Source organism: Roseibium sp. Sym1, from assembly GCF_027359675.1.
GTDB lineage: Bacteria > Pseudomonadota > Alphaproteobacteria > Rhizobiales > Stappiaceae > Roseibium.
The window spans coordinates 5,605,915-5,622,807 of sequence record NZ_CP114786.1 but is presented as its reverse complement, the minus strand read 5'-3'; the positions used below and the strand labels follow the sequence as shown (position 1 = coordinate 5,622,807).

Below are 16,893 nucleotides of genomic sequence, written 5' to 3'. Positions count from 1 at the left end.
TCTCTCACCTTTGTCATTCCCGCGAAAGCGCACAGCTGTCCGGGATTTTAGGGGTGAGTCAAAGTGCACGGCAGACATTTCCTGCGGTTGAGGTCAAAAATCTTGTCGCCAAACTTGATTTTTGGAGGCCTGCCGTGCCGTTTATTCGTACCGCCTTTCACCGCGTTTTGGAACCGCTCGACCGTCGTGTGGTCAACCGTGTGGTGAGCGAGCACAAGGGCAACCACGGTGTTGGCGAGGGAGACGGGGCCTGGACCTGCCAGCGCCATCTCAAGGCCCTGCTGTTCGCCCAACTGGCCGGCCTTTCCAGCCTGCGCGAGATCGAGCAGGCCCTGGCGGCCCGGCCGGAGGCGCTCTACCACCTGGGGCTGAGAGTTCCCGGCAAGTCGACGCTGTCGGACGCCAACGCCGCCCGCCCGGCGGCGGTCTTCCGCGATCTGGCCGGCCACCTGATGAGCGACGTGACCCGCAGGCTGCGCCAGGAAGGCAAGGGCCTGATCGAGCTGATAGACGCCTCGCCGATCCCACTGCGCGATGCCCGCTTCGCTTGGCCGGAGGCCGACAGCCGGGTGCGCGGCCTCAAGCTCTACGTTCACTATGACCCCGAGACGAAGCATCCGACCTGCTTCGACCTGACCTCGCCCAAGGTCAGTGACACGACCTTTGCCCGCGCCATCACCATCACGCCGGGGGCGACTTATGTGTTCGACAAAGGGTTTGCCGACTATTCCTGGTGGTTTGGCCTCCATCAGGCCGGTGCCATCTTCGTCACCCGCCTGAAGAAGAACGCCCGCCGGCGCGAGGTCAGCGCGAACACGGACCAGCTCGAAGCCCCCATCCTCGCCGACAACAGTCTCAAGGTCGGTCACAAGAAGCCCCGTGGCGGGGCGGACAACCCGCTCTTCGGCACAACTTTGCGCGAGATCCTGGTCGAGCGCGAGAACAAGGAGCCTCTGCGGCTGGTCACCAACGACATGGAGCGCTCGGCCGAGGACATCGCCCAACTCTACAAGAAGCGCTGGCAGATCGAGCTGTTCTTCAAGTGGATCAAGCAGAACCTCAAGATCAAGACCTTCCTCGGACGCTCCGAAAATGCCGTCAGGATCCAGCTCTATGTCGCCCTCATCGCCTTCCTCCTGCTCAGGCTGCTGAAGGACACCTGTGCCAAGGCACACAAAGGCACCCTCAAGGATCTCATGGCACGATTGAAAGTCGCCCTCTTCAACCCCCTTGACCTCTCCGCGCGTCATAAACCCAAACCAAGACCACCGCGCCTCAGACCACCAAAACCCCAGCTGGAGTTGCAACTCGCATGAAAACCGACTGCACGACAAAAATCCCGGACAGCTGTGCGCGAAAGCGGGAAGCCAGGACACCGTGAGGCTGGATCTAAATTTATTTAGCGGATTCATGAGGTTGCTGGGTCCCCGCTTTCGCGGGGATGACAACCGAGAGGGGGCGAGTTTGTGCCAGGAACGATGAAAACTGCGTCCTGGATCACTTTCAGGCCAGACACTCAGGATGACGCTTTGGTCTGTGGGGAAGCTTGCATACCGTCGGCAGTTCCGAAGCCTATTCCGCCGCCTGCGTTTCCACTTCCGCCTGTGACGCCTTCTGGTCCAGCGCGACGATCTGCCGGTTCTGGAAGGCGAGGGCGACTTCGCCGCGTTTCAGCTTCAGGGCGGTCTCGCCGAAGAGCTCCCGCCGCCAGCCTTTCAGTGCCGCGACATCCGCGTCGTCATCCGCGGCGATCTTCTCGAGATCGTCGACCGTGGCAATGACCTTTGCGGCGACGCCGTTGGCTTCGCTGACCAGCTTCAACAAGACCTTCAGGAGATCGACCGCGGCGGCGGAACCGTCCGGCGCCTGGCGTCCCTTGGGAAGTTTCGGCAACTTGGCCTTGGGCAGGTCGAGGGCCCGTTTCACCGCCTTGAGGATATCGTCGGCCGACCTGGAGCGCTCGAAACCGCGCGGAATTGTCCTGAGCCGGCCGAGGGCCTCGCTGTCCTGCGGCTGCTGCGCGGCGAGTTCGTAGATGGCGTCGTCCTTCACCACCCGGCTGCGCGGAACATCGCGCGACTGGGCTTCCCGTTCGCGCCAGGCGGCGACCTCCATCATCACGGCCAGTTCGATCGGCTTGCGCACACGCAGCTTCAGCCGCTTCCAGGCCTGTTCCGGGTCGGTGCGGTAAGTGTTGACGGATGTCAGCACCTGCATCTCGTCCTGGACCCAGTGGCTGCGGTTCTGTTCGGCGAGATTCGCCTTCAGGAACTGATAGGCATCACGCAAATGGGTCACGTCGGCCAGCGCGTAGTCGAGCTGCTTGGCCGTCAACGGGCGCCGGGCCCAGTCGGTGAAGCGCGATGACTTGTCGATGCGCGCGCCGGTCACCTTGTAGACCAGCTGGTCGTAGGAAATGCTGTCGCCGAAACCGCACACCATGGCGGCGACCTGGGTGTCGAACAGGGGCGCGGGAATCAGTTCGCCCAGATGGTAGATGATTTCGATATCCTGGCGCGCCGCGTGAAACACCTTTGTCACGCCATCGTCACGCATCAGGTCGAAAAAGGGTTGAAGGTCAAGCCCTTCGGCCAGAGCGTCGACGATGAAGGCCATGTCCGGGCCAGCCATCTGGATGACGCAGAGCTTCGGCCAGAAGGTGGTCTCACGGAGAAATTCCGTGTCCACGGTCACATAGTCATGGGCGGCAAGGCGCTGGCACGCAGCGGCGAGATCTTTTGTTTTTGTAATCACATGCATGGTGACCGAAACCTATACCCGAGTTCTGCCCCTTTGTCGCCACGAAATGGTAATTTTTCAGCTCGGATACTCTTGTGAAGGCGCAATATGTGCACCTATGTTGGAGAGGCGGTCAGCAAAGACCAAGACGAACGGGAGAGAACATGCGCAAGATACTGGTGGTGAACTCCAAGGGCGGTTGCGGCAAGACCACGCTGGCCACGAATCTCGCCGTCGCCCTTGCCGCGCGGGGGGAGGATGTCGCCCTTGCCGATGCCGACCGCCAGAAATCCTCGCTCTCCTGGATCAAGCGCCGCCCGAAGACCATGACCCCCATCGAAGGGCTCAACTGGACCAAGGAAGACAGGATCGGCGGCAAGGACAAGTCTCTGGATGCAATCGTGATCGACGGGCCGGGTGGCCTGCGTTCGGAACTTGCCAAAAACCTGATCGCCGAAGCCTCCGACATCATCGTGCCCGTGCTAGCCTCCGCTTTCGACTGGGACGCGACGCTGAAATTCCTGGACGGCATTTCCGACATCAAGCGGGTGCGCAAGGGCAAGGCGGACATCTTCGTGGTCGCCAACCGCATCAACAAGCGCTCGACCCAGGTGGCCGACCTGGAACGGACCTTCGCCGAAAAAGGCTATCCGCTGCTGGCCCGGATTTCCGACCGGGTCCTCTATGCCCGTCATGCGGCGGCGGGGTCGGGCATTTTCGATTATTCGGATTCGAAGTCCCACGAGATCCGGGGGCAATGGCATCCGCTGCTGCAGGCGGTGGACAGCTGACCGAAGAGGGCCGAAAGCGCGGTGTTGAAGAGGTTCGCACGGCCCCGTACGGGCCTCTCCCTTGACTTTCGCCGCGCAACATGGCTTGTGCAGCCCGACACGGCCTGCCTCCGGCGGGCCGTAATGATTTTCCATGCCAAGAAGAATGCCGAGGAACAAGAATGCACCCCTACCGTAGTCACACGTGCGGTGATCTCCGTCTGTCCGACGAAGGCCAGACCATCCGTCTTTCCGGCTGGGTTCACCGGGTCCGAGATCATGGCGGGGTGCTGTTCATCGACCTGCGTGACCATTACGGCGTCACGCAATGTGTGGTCGATCCGGATTCGGCTGCCTTCAACCTGGCGGAAACCGTGCGCTCGGAATGGTGCATCCGCATCGACGGCAATGTGAAGCAGCGCACCGAGGAAACCGTCAACAAGGACCTGCCGACCGGCGAGATCGAGGTCTTCATCCGCGAGATGGAAGTGCTCGGCTCGGCCAAGGAACTGCCGCTTCCGGTCTTCGGCGAGCTGGACTATCCGGAAGAAGTGCGTTTGAAATACCGCTTCCTCGACCTGCGCCGCGAGAAGCTGCACAACAACATGATCCTGCGCGCCAACGTCGTCCGCGACCTGCGCGACCGCATGTGGGACATCGGCTTCAACGAGTTCCAGACCCCGATCATCACCGCGTCCTCGCCGGAAGGTGCGCGCGACTTCCTGGTGCCATCCCGTCTGCATCCGGGCAGGTTCTACGCGCTGCCCCAGGCGCCGCAGCAGTTCAAGCAGCTCTTGATGGTCTCCGGCTTCGACAAGTATTTCCAGATCGCGCCGTGTTTTCGCGACGAGGACCCGCGTGCGGACCGCTCGCCGACCGATTTCTACCAGCTCGACATGGAAATGTCCTTTGTCACCCAGCAGGAGATCTTCGACACGATCGAGCCGGTGATCGCGGGCTGCTTCGAGCGCTTTGGCAACGGCCGTCCGGTCAACCGCAACTGGCCGCAGATCTCCTACAAGGATTCGGCGCTCTGGTACGGTACCGACAAGCCGGACCTGCGTAACCCGATCAAGATGCAGGTCGTCTCCGAGCATTTCGCCGGTTCCGGCTTTGCCATCTTCGCCAACCTTCTGGAGCAGCCGGGTACGGAAATCCGTGCCATTCCGGCGCCCAAGGGCGGCAGCCGCAAGTTCTGCGACCGCATGAACAAGTTCGCGCAGGGCGAAGGCCTGCCGGGCATGGGCTACATCTTCTGGCGCAAGGCCGAGGACGGCTCCACGGAAGCCGCCGGTCCGCTCGCCAAGAACATCGGTCCGGAGCGCACGGAAGCCATCCGCGTCCAGCTGGGCCTCGAAGAAGGCGACGCGGCGTTCTTCCTGGGCGGCAAGCCGAAGCAGTTCACGGCCGTGGCCGCCAAGGCGCGTGTCATCATCGGCGAGGAGCTCGGCCACAGCGACAAGGACCGGTTCGAATTCGCCTGGATCGTGGACTTCCCGATCTACGAGAAGGACGAGGAAACCGGCGAGATCGATTTCGAACACAATCCGTTCTCGATGCCGCAGGGTGGCATGGAAGCACTGGAAGGCGATCCGCTCGAAGTGCTCGGCTACCAGTACGACCTGTCCTGCAACGGCCATGAGCTGGTCTCCGGCGCGATCCGGAACCACAAGCCGGAAATCATGTACAAGGCCTTCGAGATCGCGGGCTATCCGAACGAGGAAGTCGACAAGCGTTTCGGCGGCATGGTCAACGCGTTCCAGTACGGCGCCCCGCCGCATGGCGGCTGCGCGGCCGGCATCGACCGCATGGTGATGCTGCTGGCGGACGAGGCCAACATCCGCGAGGTCATGCTGTTCCCGATGAACCAGAAGGCCGAAGACCTGATGATGGGCGCGCCCAACGAACCGACCTCGGCCCAGCTGCGCGAGCTGCACCTGCGTTTGAACTTGCCGGAAGCGTAAGCTTTCGCTCTTGCAGCAGACGACAGAAAAAGAGTACCCCTTTGCGAAGGGGCAGAGGAGGCCGGCTTTGCTGGCCTCTTTCGTGCCGGGAACGGCAACCTGAAGAAAGGCTTTGCCTCGTGCTAAATCCTGCAAAATGGCAGGTCTGGGAAGATCCGGACGGCACCGTCCAAACCGTCAGGCGGTTGTTGAGCGAGAACATCCGCGCCTATGTCCCGCGTTATGCGCTCGCCTTCGTCTTCATGGGGATTGTCGCGGCGACCACCGCCGCCAGTGCCTGGATCATGAAGGACATCATCAACGAGGTCTTCATCAACCGCGACAAGGCGATGATCTATGTCATCGCCGGCGCAGTCCTGGCGATCTTTACGCTGAAGGGCGCATCGACCTACGGCCAGATGGTTGTCCTGTCGCGGGTCGGCAATGCGATCGTCGCGGATTTGCAGAAAAAGCTGTTCAAGCGGCTAACCGAACAGGACCAGGCCTATTTTGACCGCATGTCACTGCCAGAACTGGCCATCCGCGTGAACACCGGCGCTGCGAGCGCCCGCAACGTGATCGACATGCTGGTTCTAAGTCTTGGCAGGGACATCCTCACGCTGATCGGACTTGTTGTCGTGTTGATCAGCATGGACCCGGTCATGAGCTTGCTTGCACTGGTGATCATGCCGCCGATCGTGATCGGCGTCAGTTTCCTGGTCAAACGGGTCAAGACCTATGCCAAGCGCCAGGTGGTCTCCAATGCCAAGATCGGTGCGACCCTGCAGGAAACGGTCCTGGGCATTCGCATCGTCAAGGCCTTCGGCATGGAGCCTGCGATGCAGAAGCGCATGGCCGGCTCTGTCGCGGAAGTTCAAAGCCAGTCCAACAAGATTGCGTCGCTGACCGCGCGCACGTCTCCGCTGATGGAGTCCCTTGGCGGATTCGCCATCGCGCTGGTGATTTTCTACGGCGGCTATTCCGTTGTCGAAATGGGGCAGGACCCCGGCGCCTTTTTCGCCTTCATAACGGCGTTGCTGCTTGCCTATGATCCGGCGCGTCGGCTGGCGCGGCTGAACGTCAATCTGAGCAAGGCCATCGTCGGCGTGCGGCTGATGTATGAGCTGATCGACGAGGAACCGGACCTGGTGAAACGCGATGACGCGCCCGAGCTGGAAATCTCGAATGGCGAGGTATCGTTTGAGGACGTCCGGTTCTCCTACGGCGAAGGGGCTGCGCTGACCGGCCTGACACTGACGGCGGCCGGCGGCAGGACAACCGCGCTGGTCGGGGCATCGGGGGCCGGGAAATCGACGGTCTTTGCGCTGATCGAGCGGTTCTATGATCCGCAGGCCGGCCAGATTGTCATCGACGGCCAGCCGGTCAAATCGGTTTCGATGCAGTCGCTGCGCCGGAACATCGCCTATGTCGGTCAGGAATCCTACCTGTTCAACATTTCCGTGCGCGACAACATCGCGGTAGGAAAACCGGAGGCGTCACAGGCCGACATCGAGGCCGCTGCCCGGGCCGCCAACGCCCATGACTTCATTCTGGAACTGCCCGACGGCTATGAGACGCCGGCCGGTGAGGGCGGCGGACGTCTTTCCGGCGGTCAGCGCCAGAGAATCGCGATTGCGCGGGCCATGCTGCGCGACGCCCCGATCCTGCTGCTCGACGAGGCGACCTCGGCGCTCGACGCGGAATCGGAATCCAAGATCCAGTCGGCACTTGAAACGCTGATGGCTGGGCGGACCACGCTGGTGATCGCGCACCGCCTGAGCACCGTGCGCCATGCGCAACGGATCCATGTTCTGGACAGGGGGCAGGTTGTCGAGAGCGGTTCCCATGACGAACTGTTCGAACATGACGGCATCTACCGCCGCCTGTGCGAATTGCAGTTCCAGAACCGCAACGAAGCGGCGGAATAACCGGGGGCTCAGGAACTGTTGACAAACCTTCAGCGCGTCTTTCCGGACAAGTGCAGCGGCGCTGCAGACCGTCCGGAATGACGGCGTGAGTTGATTGAATAACGAAAAAGCCCGGACAGGTCTGCCCGGGCTTTTCTGAGTTGCAGAAGAGCCTTGCCGGCTTACTGGTTGGCTGTAATGCCCACCGAGAGGATCTGCGGGATCATCTGGGGGGCGAGCATCGCGGTGCCCATGATCTGGGACAGCGGCACCGGTGCCGACGGTGCGGCCTTCAGTTCCAGGGATCCGGGTGTGGTCAGGTACTGCGTGACCGCCTGTGCCACCTGGCCCTCGAGCTCCTTGTTCTGCAGCATGCCGAGCATCAGGGGCAGGCTGCCGGTGAGACCGGCGACATATTGCGGTGTCTCAACACCGGCCTTTTTCGCTTCCTGGTCGAGGACCCGGCCGGTCAGGGACGCGTCATCCAGGCGGATCTTGGCGTTTTCTATGGTCACGTTCTGCAGAAGCGCCATGGCTTCTTCCGGCTTGTCGGATTTCGCGTTCAGCTCGGTGATCACCTCGCGGGTTACGCCGCCGAGGGAGAGCGACAGGGACAGGCTCGCCGCGTCCTTGGCGTCGATCTTCATTTCAGAAATCACCAGGGTCGCCGCGTCCGGATCCCACTTGCCCGATCCGGCCAGATCGACGGTCAGCGTCTCGTAGCCGAGGTCGGTGAGGGTCTTTGTTTCTTCGGATTGCAGCTGTTTGACATCGACGGTGGCGCCGGTCACCGAGAACTGGCCGCCGGTCGGCAGGTCGCCGTCCATTGCATCGATCGACGAGGAGATCCTGGCGACATTGGCGAGCTTGCCGTCTTCGTTGAGGATTTCGATGCTGGTGGCTTCAAGGGTCTTGTAGCCGGGGCCAACGGGCGGGGTATCAGCCCCCATTTCCTTCGCTGACGGCAGCAAGAGATCGGTGACACTCAGTCTGGCCAGCGACATGCCGCCGTCGTCCGCGGTCAGTTGCAGGTTTTCCAATGCCAGGCTGCCCAGCTTGAGCCGGCCGTCATCCTGAACGGCTCCGTCGGTCAGCGTGGTCGTGGCGATGGTGACCCGGCCGTCATCGTCTCCGTCCTTGGTGACGACGATGTCGCTGATGGTCACCGTGCCGCCCGATCCGTCGACACTGCCATAGCTTTCAACGGTGCCGTCCTCTGCATCGAGCAGGTTCAGAAACGCATCCGCGACGTCGCTTCCCGTGGGATCGAAGGCGAGCGCTGGGGACGCATGAAGGGCGATCAGGCTGACGGCCGCCGTCAGGCCGGCTGCAATCCGGGGCGAACGGGCAAAATTCATTGAAACTCTCCACGAAATAGAGGTGGTCCCACTCTGCTTGATGTTCCAGAGCGTGGCAAGATGAAAGCCGGTGCAAGCTTTAGCCGCTCATTCCGGCCGGGATGTGTCCTGCGTCACATTTTGGTAGAACGCGGACAAAAGGCTCGGGCTGGGGGCAGGCCTGTCCTTGGGGTCAGGCGGCAAGCTTTTCCGGGAAATCGGCGATTGCGCGGTCGATGTCCGCCATGGTCGGCAGGCTGGCTTCGTTGCCCAGGTGCTGGATGGCGTGGGTGGAGGCTCCGCGCGCAAAATGGAAATGCTGGTCCCAGCTGTGTTCCGGCCAATGGAGATAGGAGGCGATATAGGCGCCGTGAAAGACATCGCCGGCGCCATTGGAATCCACCACCTTCTCAAGCGGGACGGCCAGCGCCGGCAACACCTTGTCGGGGCCGCCGGCTTCATACCAGACGGTGCCGTGTTCACCGAGCGTGACTGCCCCGACCGGACAGTTTTTCGAGCGCAGATAATTCAGCGTCTCGCCGGTCGATTTGCCGAGTTGCTCGCAGAAGCGCTCGGAAACGACCGCAATATCGATATGGTCCAGCAGCTCATCCGTGTTTTCGCGCACGGCCCCGCCGTCGAGCGAGGTGAGAATGCCCAGGTTCTTGCAGGTGACGGCATAGTGAAGCGCGGCATCCGGCATGTGGCCGTCCAGGTGCAGGGCCTTCATGCCGGTCAGCGTCAGCGGGGGAAAAGGGTGCAGGAAATCATTGTCCCGGCAGCGGACGATGGCGCGTTTGCCGCCTTTCGGCATGATGAAGGACAGGGAACTTTCGCGTACTTTCCGGCCATGGACCGAAATGCCGTAGGCGGCGGCCATGTCGAGAAACATGCGCGCCAGCCAGTCGTCGGCCTGCGAACACAACAACTCGGGCTTGCCGCCCAGCTTTGCGCAGCAAAACGCCGCGGTAACGGCATTGCCGCCGAAACTGATTGCGTAATCTTCGGCAATGGCTTTTTCGTCGCCCGTCGGCAGGCAATCGGTCAGAAACGTCACGTCGATATAGGCTTGTCCAATAAACAATGCCTGCATGAAGACCTCCACAATGCTGATGTCGTACCCGTAACGCAGCTAAGCACAGCTGTGCGGCGTGCGGCTTTGATCTCGATGAAACGGCCGGGTCGGAACTTGTCCGCATGATTGAATTGGCTGGTCTTTATGAAAGGCGGTGCAAGGCCCGGAACCGAAGGAACCCGACTGGTCCAGCTGGTTTCCAGCAACGTTGCGGGGCAAGGACATCCGGTCCATGAGACACGCGAGAACATTTCGATCTGCTGCGCCAAACCGCCGGCCCAGGCTGGACGCCCGTCCATTGTGTTTCACCCTGCAGCTCATTGCCGTTTGCTGCGCCATTTCAATCGTGTGAGCAGGTTCTGATCTCCAATCTTCAGTCCTTGTTTACCCAGTTCGGCCATGGTCGGGAAGAGTTTACACACGAACAGGCTTGTGTCTTGTCTTTCCGCTATCTTGGTTTTGCGAAAACGGTCCTGATCGCCCTTGTGCTGGCGACGGCGCCCCTGTTCGCGATCAATATCATTCTGAACCAGTACGCGGAACGCCGTGCCGTGACCGAAATGGAAGCCATGGGCGGCGTGGCAGTTCACCGTGCCGAAGAGGCCATCAGCACGACGGTGTCCCTGCTGCAGCGGCTGGACAGGGACGATGTTCAGACCTGCAACGCGTCGGACCGGGTCATCTATGAAAAGCAGATTGTCGCGCACGGCATGATCGACGCGATCGGTCTTGCGGATGCGCTGGGGCGGCGCATGTGCATCATTCCGGACCGGGATCTCGCCGGCAAGATTATCCTGCCGCCGATACGCGATGACGGGCCGCTTGTCGGCATCGGCATGCTGGAAAGATCCTATCTCGGCGCGCGCGCCGCCGTGATCAGCTGGGACCTGAAGAACGAGACCCGTCTTTTCGCCGAGGTCACTCCCGCCGTGATCGCCATGGACCCGGGTCCGGAATATCTTAGGTCCTACCGGCGGGCGGAGCTTCGCCTGGGAGACAATCTGCTCTGGTACTCCGTTGGCGGTTATAACTCCGAGTCCAGCGATCCCTCAGACCTCCTTTCGGTGGAAGTGGCGTCCGAACTCTATCCGCTTGTCGCTACCGTGACGGCACCGGTCTCCGCGGCCGGGCAAGTGGTGCAGGACCTGAAGGTCGTGGCGGTGGCCGCCTGCGCAGGTATTGCAATCCTTTTTGTGGCCATCGGCGTCTGGCTCTCTTGGCGGCCGGAACGCGAGGCAGACGACGAGTTCATCGCGGCGATCCGCAACGGTGAATTCATCCCCTACTACCAGCCGGTCATGGACATCGAGAGCGGGCGCCTGCGCGGCTGCGAGATCCTGATGCGCTGGCGCCGCCCGAACGGCATGATCGTGTCTCCCGGCCAGTTCATGGCCTATGCGGAAAACAACGGTCATATCTTCGACATGACCCGGCACATGATGCGTGTGTCGTCGGAAGAGATCGGCGAACTCTACGGCGAAAATCCGGACCTCAAACTGTCGATCAACCTGTTCGCCGGCCACTTCCTGGATCGCGAAATCATTTCCGACATCAAGTCGATCTTCGAGAAATCGGCCATTTCGTTCCAGCAGATCGTGGTCGAGGTCACCGAACGCCATCCGCTGGAAGACATGGAACTGGCGCGCAAGATCATCGCCGAGCTGCAGGCACTCGGTGTGAGGGTCGCCCTGGACGATGTCGGAACGGGTCACGGCGGCATGGCCTACCTTCAGAAGCTCGGGGTCGACATCATCAAGATCGACAAGATGTTCATCGACACAATCGGCTCGGACGACAACTCCACGACGATCGTGGATTCCATGGTCGAGTTGGCAGACAACCTCGGCATGGGCATCATTGCCGAGGGCGTGGAGCTGGAAGAACAGATAGATCGCCTGCTCGAACTCGGTGTGACCGCCGCGCAGGGCTATATTTTCGCGGCACCCATGCCCGCCGACGAATTCATCGAATTCGCGGAACGCTCAGAAGAGGAAGCCCGCGAGCGCGCCCGGATTGCCGCCGAAGCGGCTGCGGCGGAACGGGCCGCCAACGAGGCAGCCATGGCCAACGCGGCAGCCTGAGGCCGCAGGCGCCGGCTTCAAGACGGCACGTTCCGGCACAACATGAAACAACCGGCGGCTCATTTGATGGGCCGCCTTTTTTGATTTCCCATCTTGTCTGTACCGGCTGGACGGTATACATAGCAAAAAACTGTACTGACCAGACGGTAAAGCTTCATGAACCCGCGCCCGACACGCAAGGCGCAGGATTCGAAATCCGAAATCCTGCAGGCCGCACTCGACCTTATCCGGCGCTCCGGCGCGCCAAGCCTGACAATCGACGCAGTTGCGGAAGAGTCCGGCTTTTCCAAGGGCGGTGTCCTTTACAATTTTCCGACCAAGGACGCACTCATTACCGGAATGGTCGAACATCTCGCCGGCCAGTACGAAGCCGAAGTGGCCACGGCCCGGGAGCGGCATCTTGCGTCGCGTTGTCCGACGCTCAGCGCCATGATCGACGTGACCGAAGGCTGGCTGAGCCAGAACCGCGACGTCGCCCGGGCGATGCTGGCCACCAAGGCCGACCGCCCGGAACTCAGCCAGCCTTTCATGCATGTCAGGTCTCGCCTGAAGGCGGCCATCGAGGCGGAAACCGATGCGACCGGTCAGGCCTGGGCCATCTGGTCCTGCCTGGAAGGCTTGCACTTTTCGGAGGCCCACTGTGTCGCCATTTTCTCCGAAGACGAGCGGAAAGCGGTGTTTCAGGAACTCCGCGGTTACCTCGCTGACAATTACCAGAACTAGGACGGAACACCGGATGTTCTCACTTGGGAAAGCCCCGATCGGCCGTTGGGCAGGCCTGTTGCTGGCTGGCGTGCTGCTGGCCGCCTGCCAGGAAGAAGCTGTCGACCCCGTCGCTCAGGCCGAGGCGGAGCTGAATGCTGCGCCTCGTCCGGCAAAAACATTCACCGTGACCGACCAGATAGGCCTTCTGGAGCGCCGTTTCGCCGGTCGTGTGGCCGCTGTGCAGACCGTGGACCTGTCATTTCAGGTCCCCGGAAAACTCGTCAAGCTTCCGGTTCTCGAAAGTCAGCAGGTCAAGGAGGGCGATCTCATCGCCCGCATCGACACCACCGACTATGACCGCGCCGTTCGCGAGGCAACGATCAATGCCGAACAGGCCAAGCGGGAACTGGATCGCCTGGAAACCCTTCGAGACCGCTCCGTGATCTCGCAATCCGCCTATGACGAGCAGAAGAACAAATACGATCTGGCCCTGGAGGAACAGAAGGAAGCCCGGCAGAACCTTGAATACACCTCGCTCAAGGCCCCGTTCGACGGGATCGTCTCCAACCGTCTTGTCGACAATTTCACGACGGTCAGTGTCGGAACACCCGTCGTGCGCATGCACGATGTCTCCGAAGTGCAGGTGGACATCAACGTGGCCGAGGCCCTGTTCGGCCGGGTCACGGAATCGGAAGTCGCCTCGATCGAGGCGAAATTCCCCGCCTATGGCGAAAAACTGTTTCCACTGACCTATCGCGAACACTCCAGCCAGGTTGACGAGGTCACTCAGACCTATCGCGTCTCGCTGGCCATGCCGCGGGAAGGGGCCGACCAGTTGTTCCCGGGCATGACCGCTTCGGTGATCGTCAAGTTTTTGCCCGAGGGGCTGGAACTCGGAGAGCAGTACCTCGTGCCGACCGGTGCCGTGGCCATCGACGGCGATGGAAAGGCTTATGTCTGGACTTATGCCGATGACAGTGGCGCGGTCTCCAAGCGGCCGGTGGAAATCGGAACCGTGATGGGAGACTACATTCCCGTGCGGTCAGGTCTCGAGACGGGGGACGAAATCGTTTCGGCCGGTGTCGCCTACCTGAGCGAAGGCCAGATTGTGCGCCGGCTGCGCTGATCCGGGCAAAGTCAGAGAAAGGACCAGACGCCGTGGACATCGCACGCTACTCCATTCAAAAGCCGGTCAATACCTGGATGATCGTCCTCATGGCGCTTCTGGGCGGCCTTTGGGGATTGACCACAGTGGGCCGGCTTGAAGACCCTGCCTTCACCATCAAACAGGCACAGGTGATCACCAGCTATCCGGGCGCAACCGCCGCCGAGGTGGAAAACGAGGTCACGGAAAGGCTGGAGACCGCGATCCAGCAGATGCCGCAACTCGACCTGATAACCTCGGTTTCCGAGCCGGGCCTTTCCCGCATCAGTGTCGAGATCAAGCCGACCTATGACGGCACCGAACTGCCGCAGGTCTGGGACGAATTGCGCCGCAAGGTCACCGACGAGGTCCGGGATCTGCCAACAGGCGCGGGCGTCCCGCTCGTCTATGACGACTTCGGCGATGTCTATGGTCTCTTTTACGCCTTCACGGCCGACGGTTATTCCAATCGCGACATTCGCAACACGGTCAAGCGGATCCGCCGCGAATTGCTGACGGTTACCGGGGTCGGCAAGGTCGAGGTGGCCGGCGAACCCGAGGATGTCATCTACCTGAATGTCGACCAGGACAAGATGGCTGGGCTCGGAATATCCTTTTCGGATGTCATCGGGGTCCTGGACGCGGAGAACCGCATCCAGACCAATGGCTCGGCGGTCTCGGGCGAGAAGCGCATTCGGCTGATGACCGCCTCCGCGTTTGACGACTATCGCGGTATTCAGGACCTTGTCATCGGGCGGCCGGGGTCCACGGCCATGATCCGCCTCTCGGACATCGCGACCCTGGAACTCGGGGAACCGGAAAAACCGGGCCGGCTCATCCGGCATGACGGGCACGAGGCGGTGACGATCGGTGTCTCCCAGGTGGACGGCACCAACATCGTCGATGTCGGGGCCCGGGTGATTGAAAAGCTGGCGGAAGTCGAGGCGCAACTGCCCGTCGGCATGCAGATCCATCCGATCTACGAACAGAATGTCGTGGTCGATGAAAGCGTCAACGGCTTTATCCTGAACCTTGCCGCCTCGGTGGTCATCGTCATCGGTGTGCTGGCCCTGTTCATGGGGTGGCGGGCTGCACTGGTCGTCGGCACCGTGCTGCTTCTGACCGTGATGGCGACCGTCCTGTTCATGCGGATCTTCGCCATCGAAATGGAACGCATTTCGCTCGGCGCCCTGATCATTGCCATGGGCATGCTGGTCGACAACGCCATCGTGGTGGCAGAAGGCATGATGATCAACATGCAGCGCGGCATGAAGGCGATCGAGGCGGCGAGCAGGGTGGTCCGGCAGACCATGTGGCCGCTGCTCGGCGCGACCGTGATCGGCATCATGGCCTTTTCCGGCATCGGCCTGTCGCCGGATGCGACCGGCGAATTCCTGTTCTCCCTGTTTGCGGTGATCGGAATTTCCCTGCTTTTGTCCTGGGTCTTCGCGGTGACGGTGACGCCACTTTTCGGCAAGTACTTTTTCAGGACCGCAACCGGAAACCTCGACGACCACGACCCCTACAAGGGCATTCTTTACCGCCTGTATCGGGGGTTCCTGATCGGCTCTCTCCATGTGCGTCTGCTGACCGTGGTTGTCCTGATCGGCATCACCGCCGCCTGTGTGATGGCGTTCGGGAACGTCAAGCAGGCTTTCTTTCCGGACAGCAACACGCCGATCTTCTATGTCCATTACTGGTCGCCCCAGGGCACCGATCTGCGCGCAACCGAAGCCGACCTGAAGGAAATGGAAGCGATCGTGCTGGCCAATGACCGCGTCGAGACGGTGACCAGTTTCGCCGGGGGCGGTGCCACGCGTTTCATGCTGACCTATGCTCCGGAAGACGCCAATCCTGCCTATGGCCACATGATCATCCGCACCGGGAGCCGGGATGAGATCGACATGCTTGCGCTCGACCTGCGCCGTGCATTTGCCGACCGGTTCCCGTCGGCCCAGGTGATCACCAAGCGGCTGGTGTTCGGCCCCGGCGGCGGAGCCAAGATCGAGGCCCGTTTCTCCGGTCCCGACGCCGATGTGCTGAAGCGCCTCGGCAACGAGGCCCAGGCCATCTTCGCGATGCCCGACAACAGGCTGGCCGACGTCAACACGGACTGGCGCCAGCGGGAACTGGTTGTGCGTCCGGTGTTTGACGAGGACCGGGCGCGCATTTCCGGCGTCACCCGCGAGGAGCTTTCCGTTGCCTTGCAGTTTGCGACGGAAGGTGTTCGCGTCGGCTCCTACCGGGACATCGACGAAGGCATTCCGATCGTTGCCCGCAAGGCGGGACAGAACGGGCTGTCCGTCAATGAAAGCGTCGCCGATTCCCTCGTCTGGAGCGCCAATCAGCGCCGCTACGTGCCGATGGACCAGGTCGTCAGGGAATTCAACATGGAGCCGCAGGACACGCTGATCCACCGGCGCGACCGCGTCCGTACGCTCACGGTGAAGGCCGAGACAACCGCGGGTGAAACCGCTACGGCGGCGCTGGCCCGGGTCAGGCCGCAAATCGAAGCCATTGAATTGCCGCCCGGTTACGCGCTCGAATGGGGCGGCGAATTTGAAAGCACGAAGGATGCCCAGGCGTCACTCGGCGCCCAGTTGCCGCTCGGTTTCCTGGTGATGCTGATCATCTCGATCCTGCTGTTCGGCTCGGTGCGTCAGCCGCTGATCATCTGGCTGATGGTGCCCATGTCGATCAATGGTGTCGCCATCGCGCTTCTGGCCACCGACACCGCGTTCGGGTTCATGTCGTTGCTGGGCTTCCTGTCCCTGTCGGGCATGCTGATCAAGAATGCCATCGTGCTGCTGGAAGAAATCGATCTTCTGATCAGCGAAGGCAGGGAAAAATACGAGGCGATCGTCGAGGCGAGCGTGTCGCGTATGCGCCCGGTGATGCTCGCGGCGATCACGACGATTCTCGGCATGGCACCCTTGCTGTCCGACGCGTTCTTCCGCGGCATGGCGGTCACGATCATGGGCGGACTTGCGTTCGCCACAGTTCTGACGCTGATCGCCGCACCCGTGCTCTATGCGCTGTTCTTCCGGGTGCGCCCGCCGAAGAAAAACAAGGCAAAAGCGGAACCGGCGCCTTCAGCGAATGCGGTGCCTGCCCAATAGGCTCGGGAGCTGTACTGATTGAAAAAGGCGGCCATCTGGCCGCCTTTTTCCGGTTTGGTGCTCGAAAAGGTCT

The 16,893-nt window shown here is 61.6% G+C and carries 11 protein-coding genes; 8 read left to right on the top strand and 3 right to left on the bottom strand.

Annotation, left to right across the window (positions count from 1 at the left end; genetic code table 11):
- The first annotated feature begins 134 nt into the window (after positions 1 to 134).
- A complete protein-coding gene (locus O6760_RS26050; RefSeq protein WP_269582566.1) occupies positions 135 to 1,316 on the top strand; it encodes an IS4 family transposase in 1,182 nt (393 codons plus the stop codon).
- Between the two features lie 256 nt (positions 1,317 to 1,572).
- On the opposite strand, the gene rnd is transcribed toward O6760_RS26050, so the two are convergent.
- A complete protein-coding gene (gene rnd / locus O6760_RS26045) occupies positions 1,573 to 2,760 on the bottom strand; it encodes a ribonuclease D (RefSeq protein ID WP_269582565.1) in 1,188 nt (395 codons plus the stop codon).
- 143 nt (positions 2,761 to 2,903) lie between these two features.
- Here rnd and O6760_RS26040 point away from each other — a divergent pair, with 143 nt between their 5' ends.
- The 3 genes from O6760_RS26040 to O6760_RS26030 all read left to right on the top strand — a co-directional run bounded on the left by O6760_RS26040 (position 2,904) and on the right by O6760_RS26030 (position 7,380).
- A complete protein-coding gene (locus O6760_RS26040; protein WP_269582564.1) occupies positions 2,904 to 3,530 on the top strand; it encodes a ParA family protein in 627 nt (208 codons plus the stop codon).
- 161 nt (positions 3,531 to 3,691) lie between these two features.
- A complete protein-coding gene (gene aspS / locus O6760_RS26035) occupies positions 3,692 to 5,473 on the top strand; it encodes an aspartate--tRNA ligase (RefSeq protein ID WP_269582563.1) in 1,782 nt (593 codons plus the stop codon).
- Positions 5,474 to 5,592: 119 nt separating this feature from the next.
- Positions 5,593 to 7,380, top strand: a complete 1,788-nt coding sequence (locus tag O6760_RS26030) for an ABC transporter ATP-binding protein (protein WP_269582562.1) — start codon at positions 5,593 to 5,595, stop codon at positions 7,378 to 7,380.
- Positions 7,381 to 7,541: 161 nt separating this feature from the next.
- On the opposite strand, the gene O6760_RS26025 is transcribed toward O6760_RS26030, so the two are convergent.
- Both O6760_RS26025 and O6760_RS26020 read right to left on the bottom strand, forming a co-directional pair.
- The gene (locus tag O6760_RS26025) at positions 7,542 to 8,717 is read right to left on the bottom strand and encodes a hypothetical protein (RefSeq protein WP_269582561.1); all 1,176 of its coding nucleotides are present in this window, start codon (positions 8,715 to 8,717) and stop codon (positions 7,542 to 7,544) included.
- A gap of 172 nt (positions 8,718 to 8,889) precedes the next feature.
- Positions 8,890 to 9,789: a sugar kinase gene (locus tag O6760_RS26020; RefSeq protein WP_269582560.1), complete on the bottom strand. Its 900-nt coding sequence runs from the start codon at positions 9,787 to 9,789 to the stop codon at positions 8,890 to 8,892.
- Between the two features lie 419 nt (positions 9,790 to 10,208).
- On the opposite strand from O6760_RS26020, the gene O6760_RS26015 reads away from it, so the two are divergent.
- From O6760_RS26015 to O6760_RS26000, 4 genes are all read left to right on the top strand, one after another.
- Positions 10,209 to 11,852, top strand: a complete 1,644-nt coding sequence (locus O6760_RS26015) for an EAL domain-containing protein (protein WP_269582559.1) — start codon at positions 10,209 to 10,211, stop codon at positions 11,850 to 11,852.
- A 156-nt stretch (positions 11,853 to 12,008) separates the two neighbouring features.
- Positions 12,009 to 12,575: a TetR/AcrR family transcriptional regulator gene (locus O6760_RS26010; RefSeq protein ID WP_269582558.1), complete on the top strand. Its 567-nt coding sequence runs from the start codon at positions 12,009 to 12,011 to the stop codon at positions 12,573 to 12,575.
- Between the two features lie 13 nt (positions 12,576 to 12,588).
- Complete coding sequence (locus O6760_RS26005) at positions 12,589 to 13,683, top strand: efflux RND transporter periplasmic adaptor subunit (RefSeq protein WP_269582557.1); 1,095 nt, start codon at positions 12,589 to 12,591, stop codon at positions 13,681 to 13,683.
- A gap of 32 nt (positions 13,684 to 13,715) precedes the next feature.
- Positions 13,716 to 16,820, top strand: coding sequence for an efflux RND transporter permease subunit (locus O6760_RS26000; RefSeq protein WP_269582556.1), 3,105 nt, complete (start codon positions 13,716 to 13,718; stop codon positions 16,818 to 16,820).
- The last annotated feature ends 73 nt before the right edge of the window (positions 16,821 to 16,893 follow it).

Excerpts from the sequence above, each read along its gene's own strand:
- rnd (WP_269582565.1), bottom strand. The coding sequence starts at position 2,760 with ATGCATGTGATTACAAAAACAAAAGATCTCGCCGCTGCGTGCCAGCGC.
- O6760_RS26040 (WP_269582564.1), top strand. The coding sequence starts at position 2,904 with ATGCGCAAGATACTGGTGGTGAACTCCAAGGGCGGTTGCGGCAAGACC.
- aspS (WP_269582563.1), top strand. The coding sequence starts at position 3,692 with ATGCACCCCTACCGTAGTCACACGTGCGGTGATCTCCGTCTGTCCGAC.
- O6760_RS26025 (WP_269582561.1), bottom strand. The coding sequence starts at position 8,717 with ATGAATTTTGCCCGTTCGCCCCGGATTGCAGCCGGCCTGACGGCGGCC.
- O6760_RS26020 (WP_269582560.1), bottom strand. The coding sequence starts at position 9,789 with ATGCAGGCATTGTTTATTGGACAAGCCTATATCGACGTGACGTTTCTG.
- O6760_RS26010 (WP_269582558.1), top strand. The coding sequence starts at position 12,009 with ATGAACCCGCGCCCGACACGCAAGGCGCAGGATTCGAAATCCGAAATC.
- O6760_RS26005 (WP_269582557.1), top strand. The coding sequence starts at position 12,589 with ATGTTCTCACTTGGGAAAGCCCCGATCGGCCGTTGGGCAGGCCTGTTG.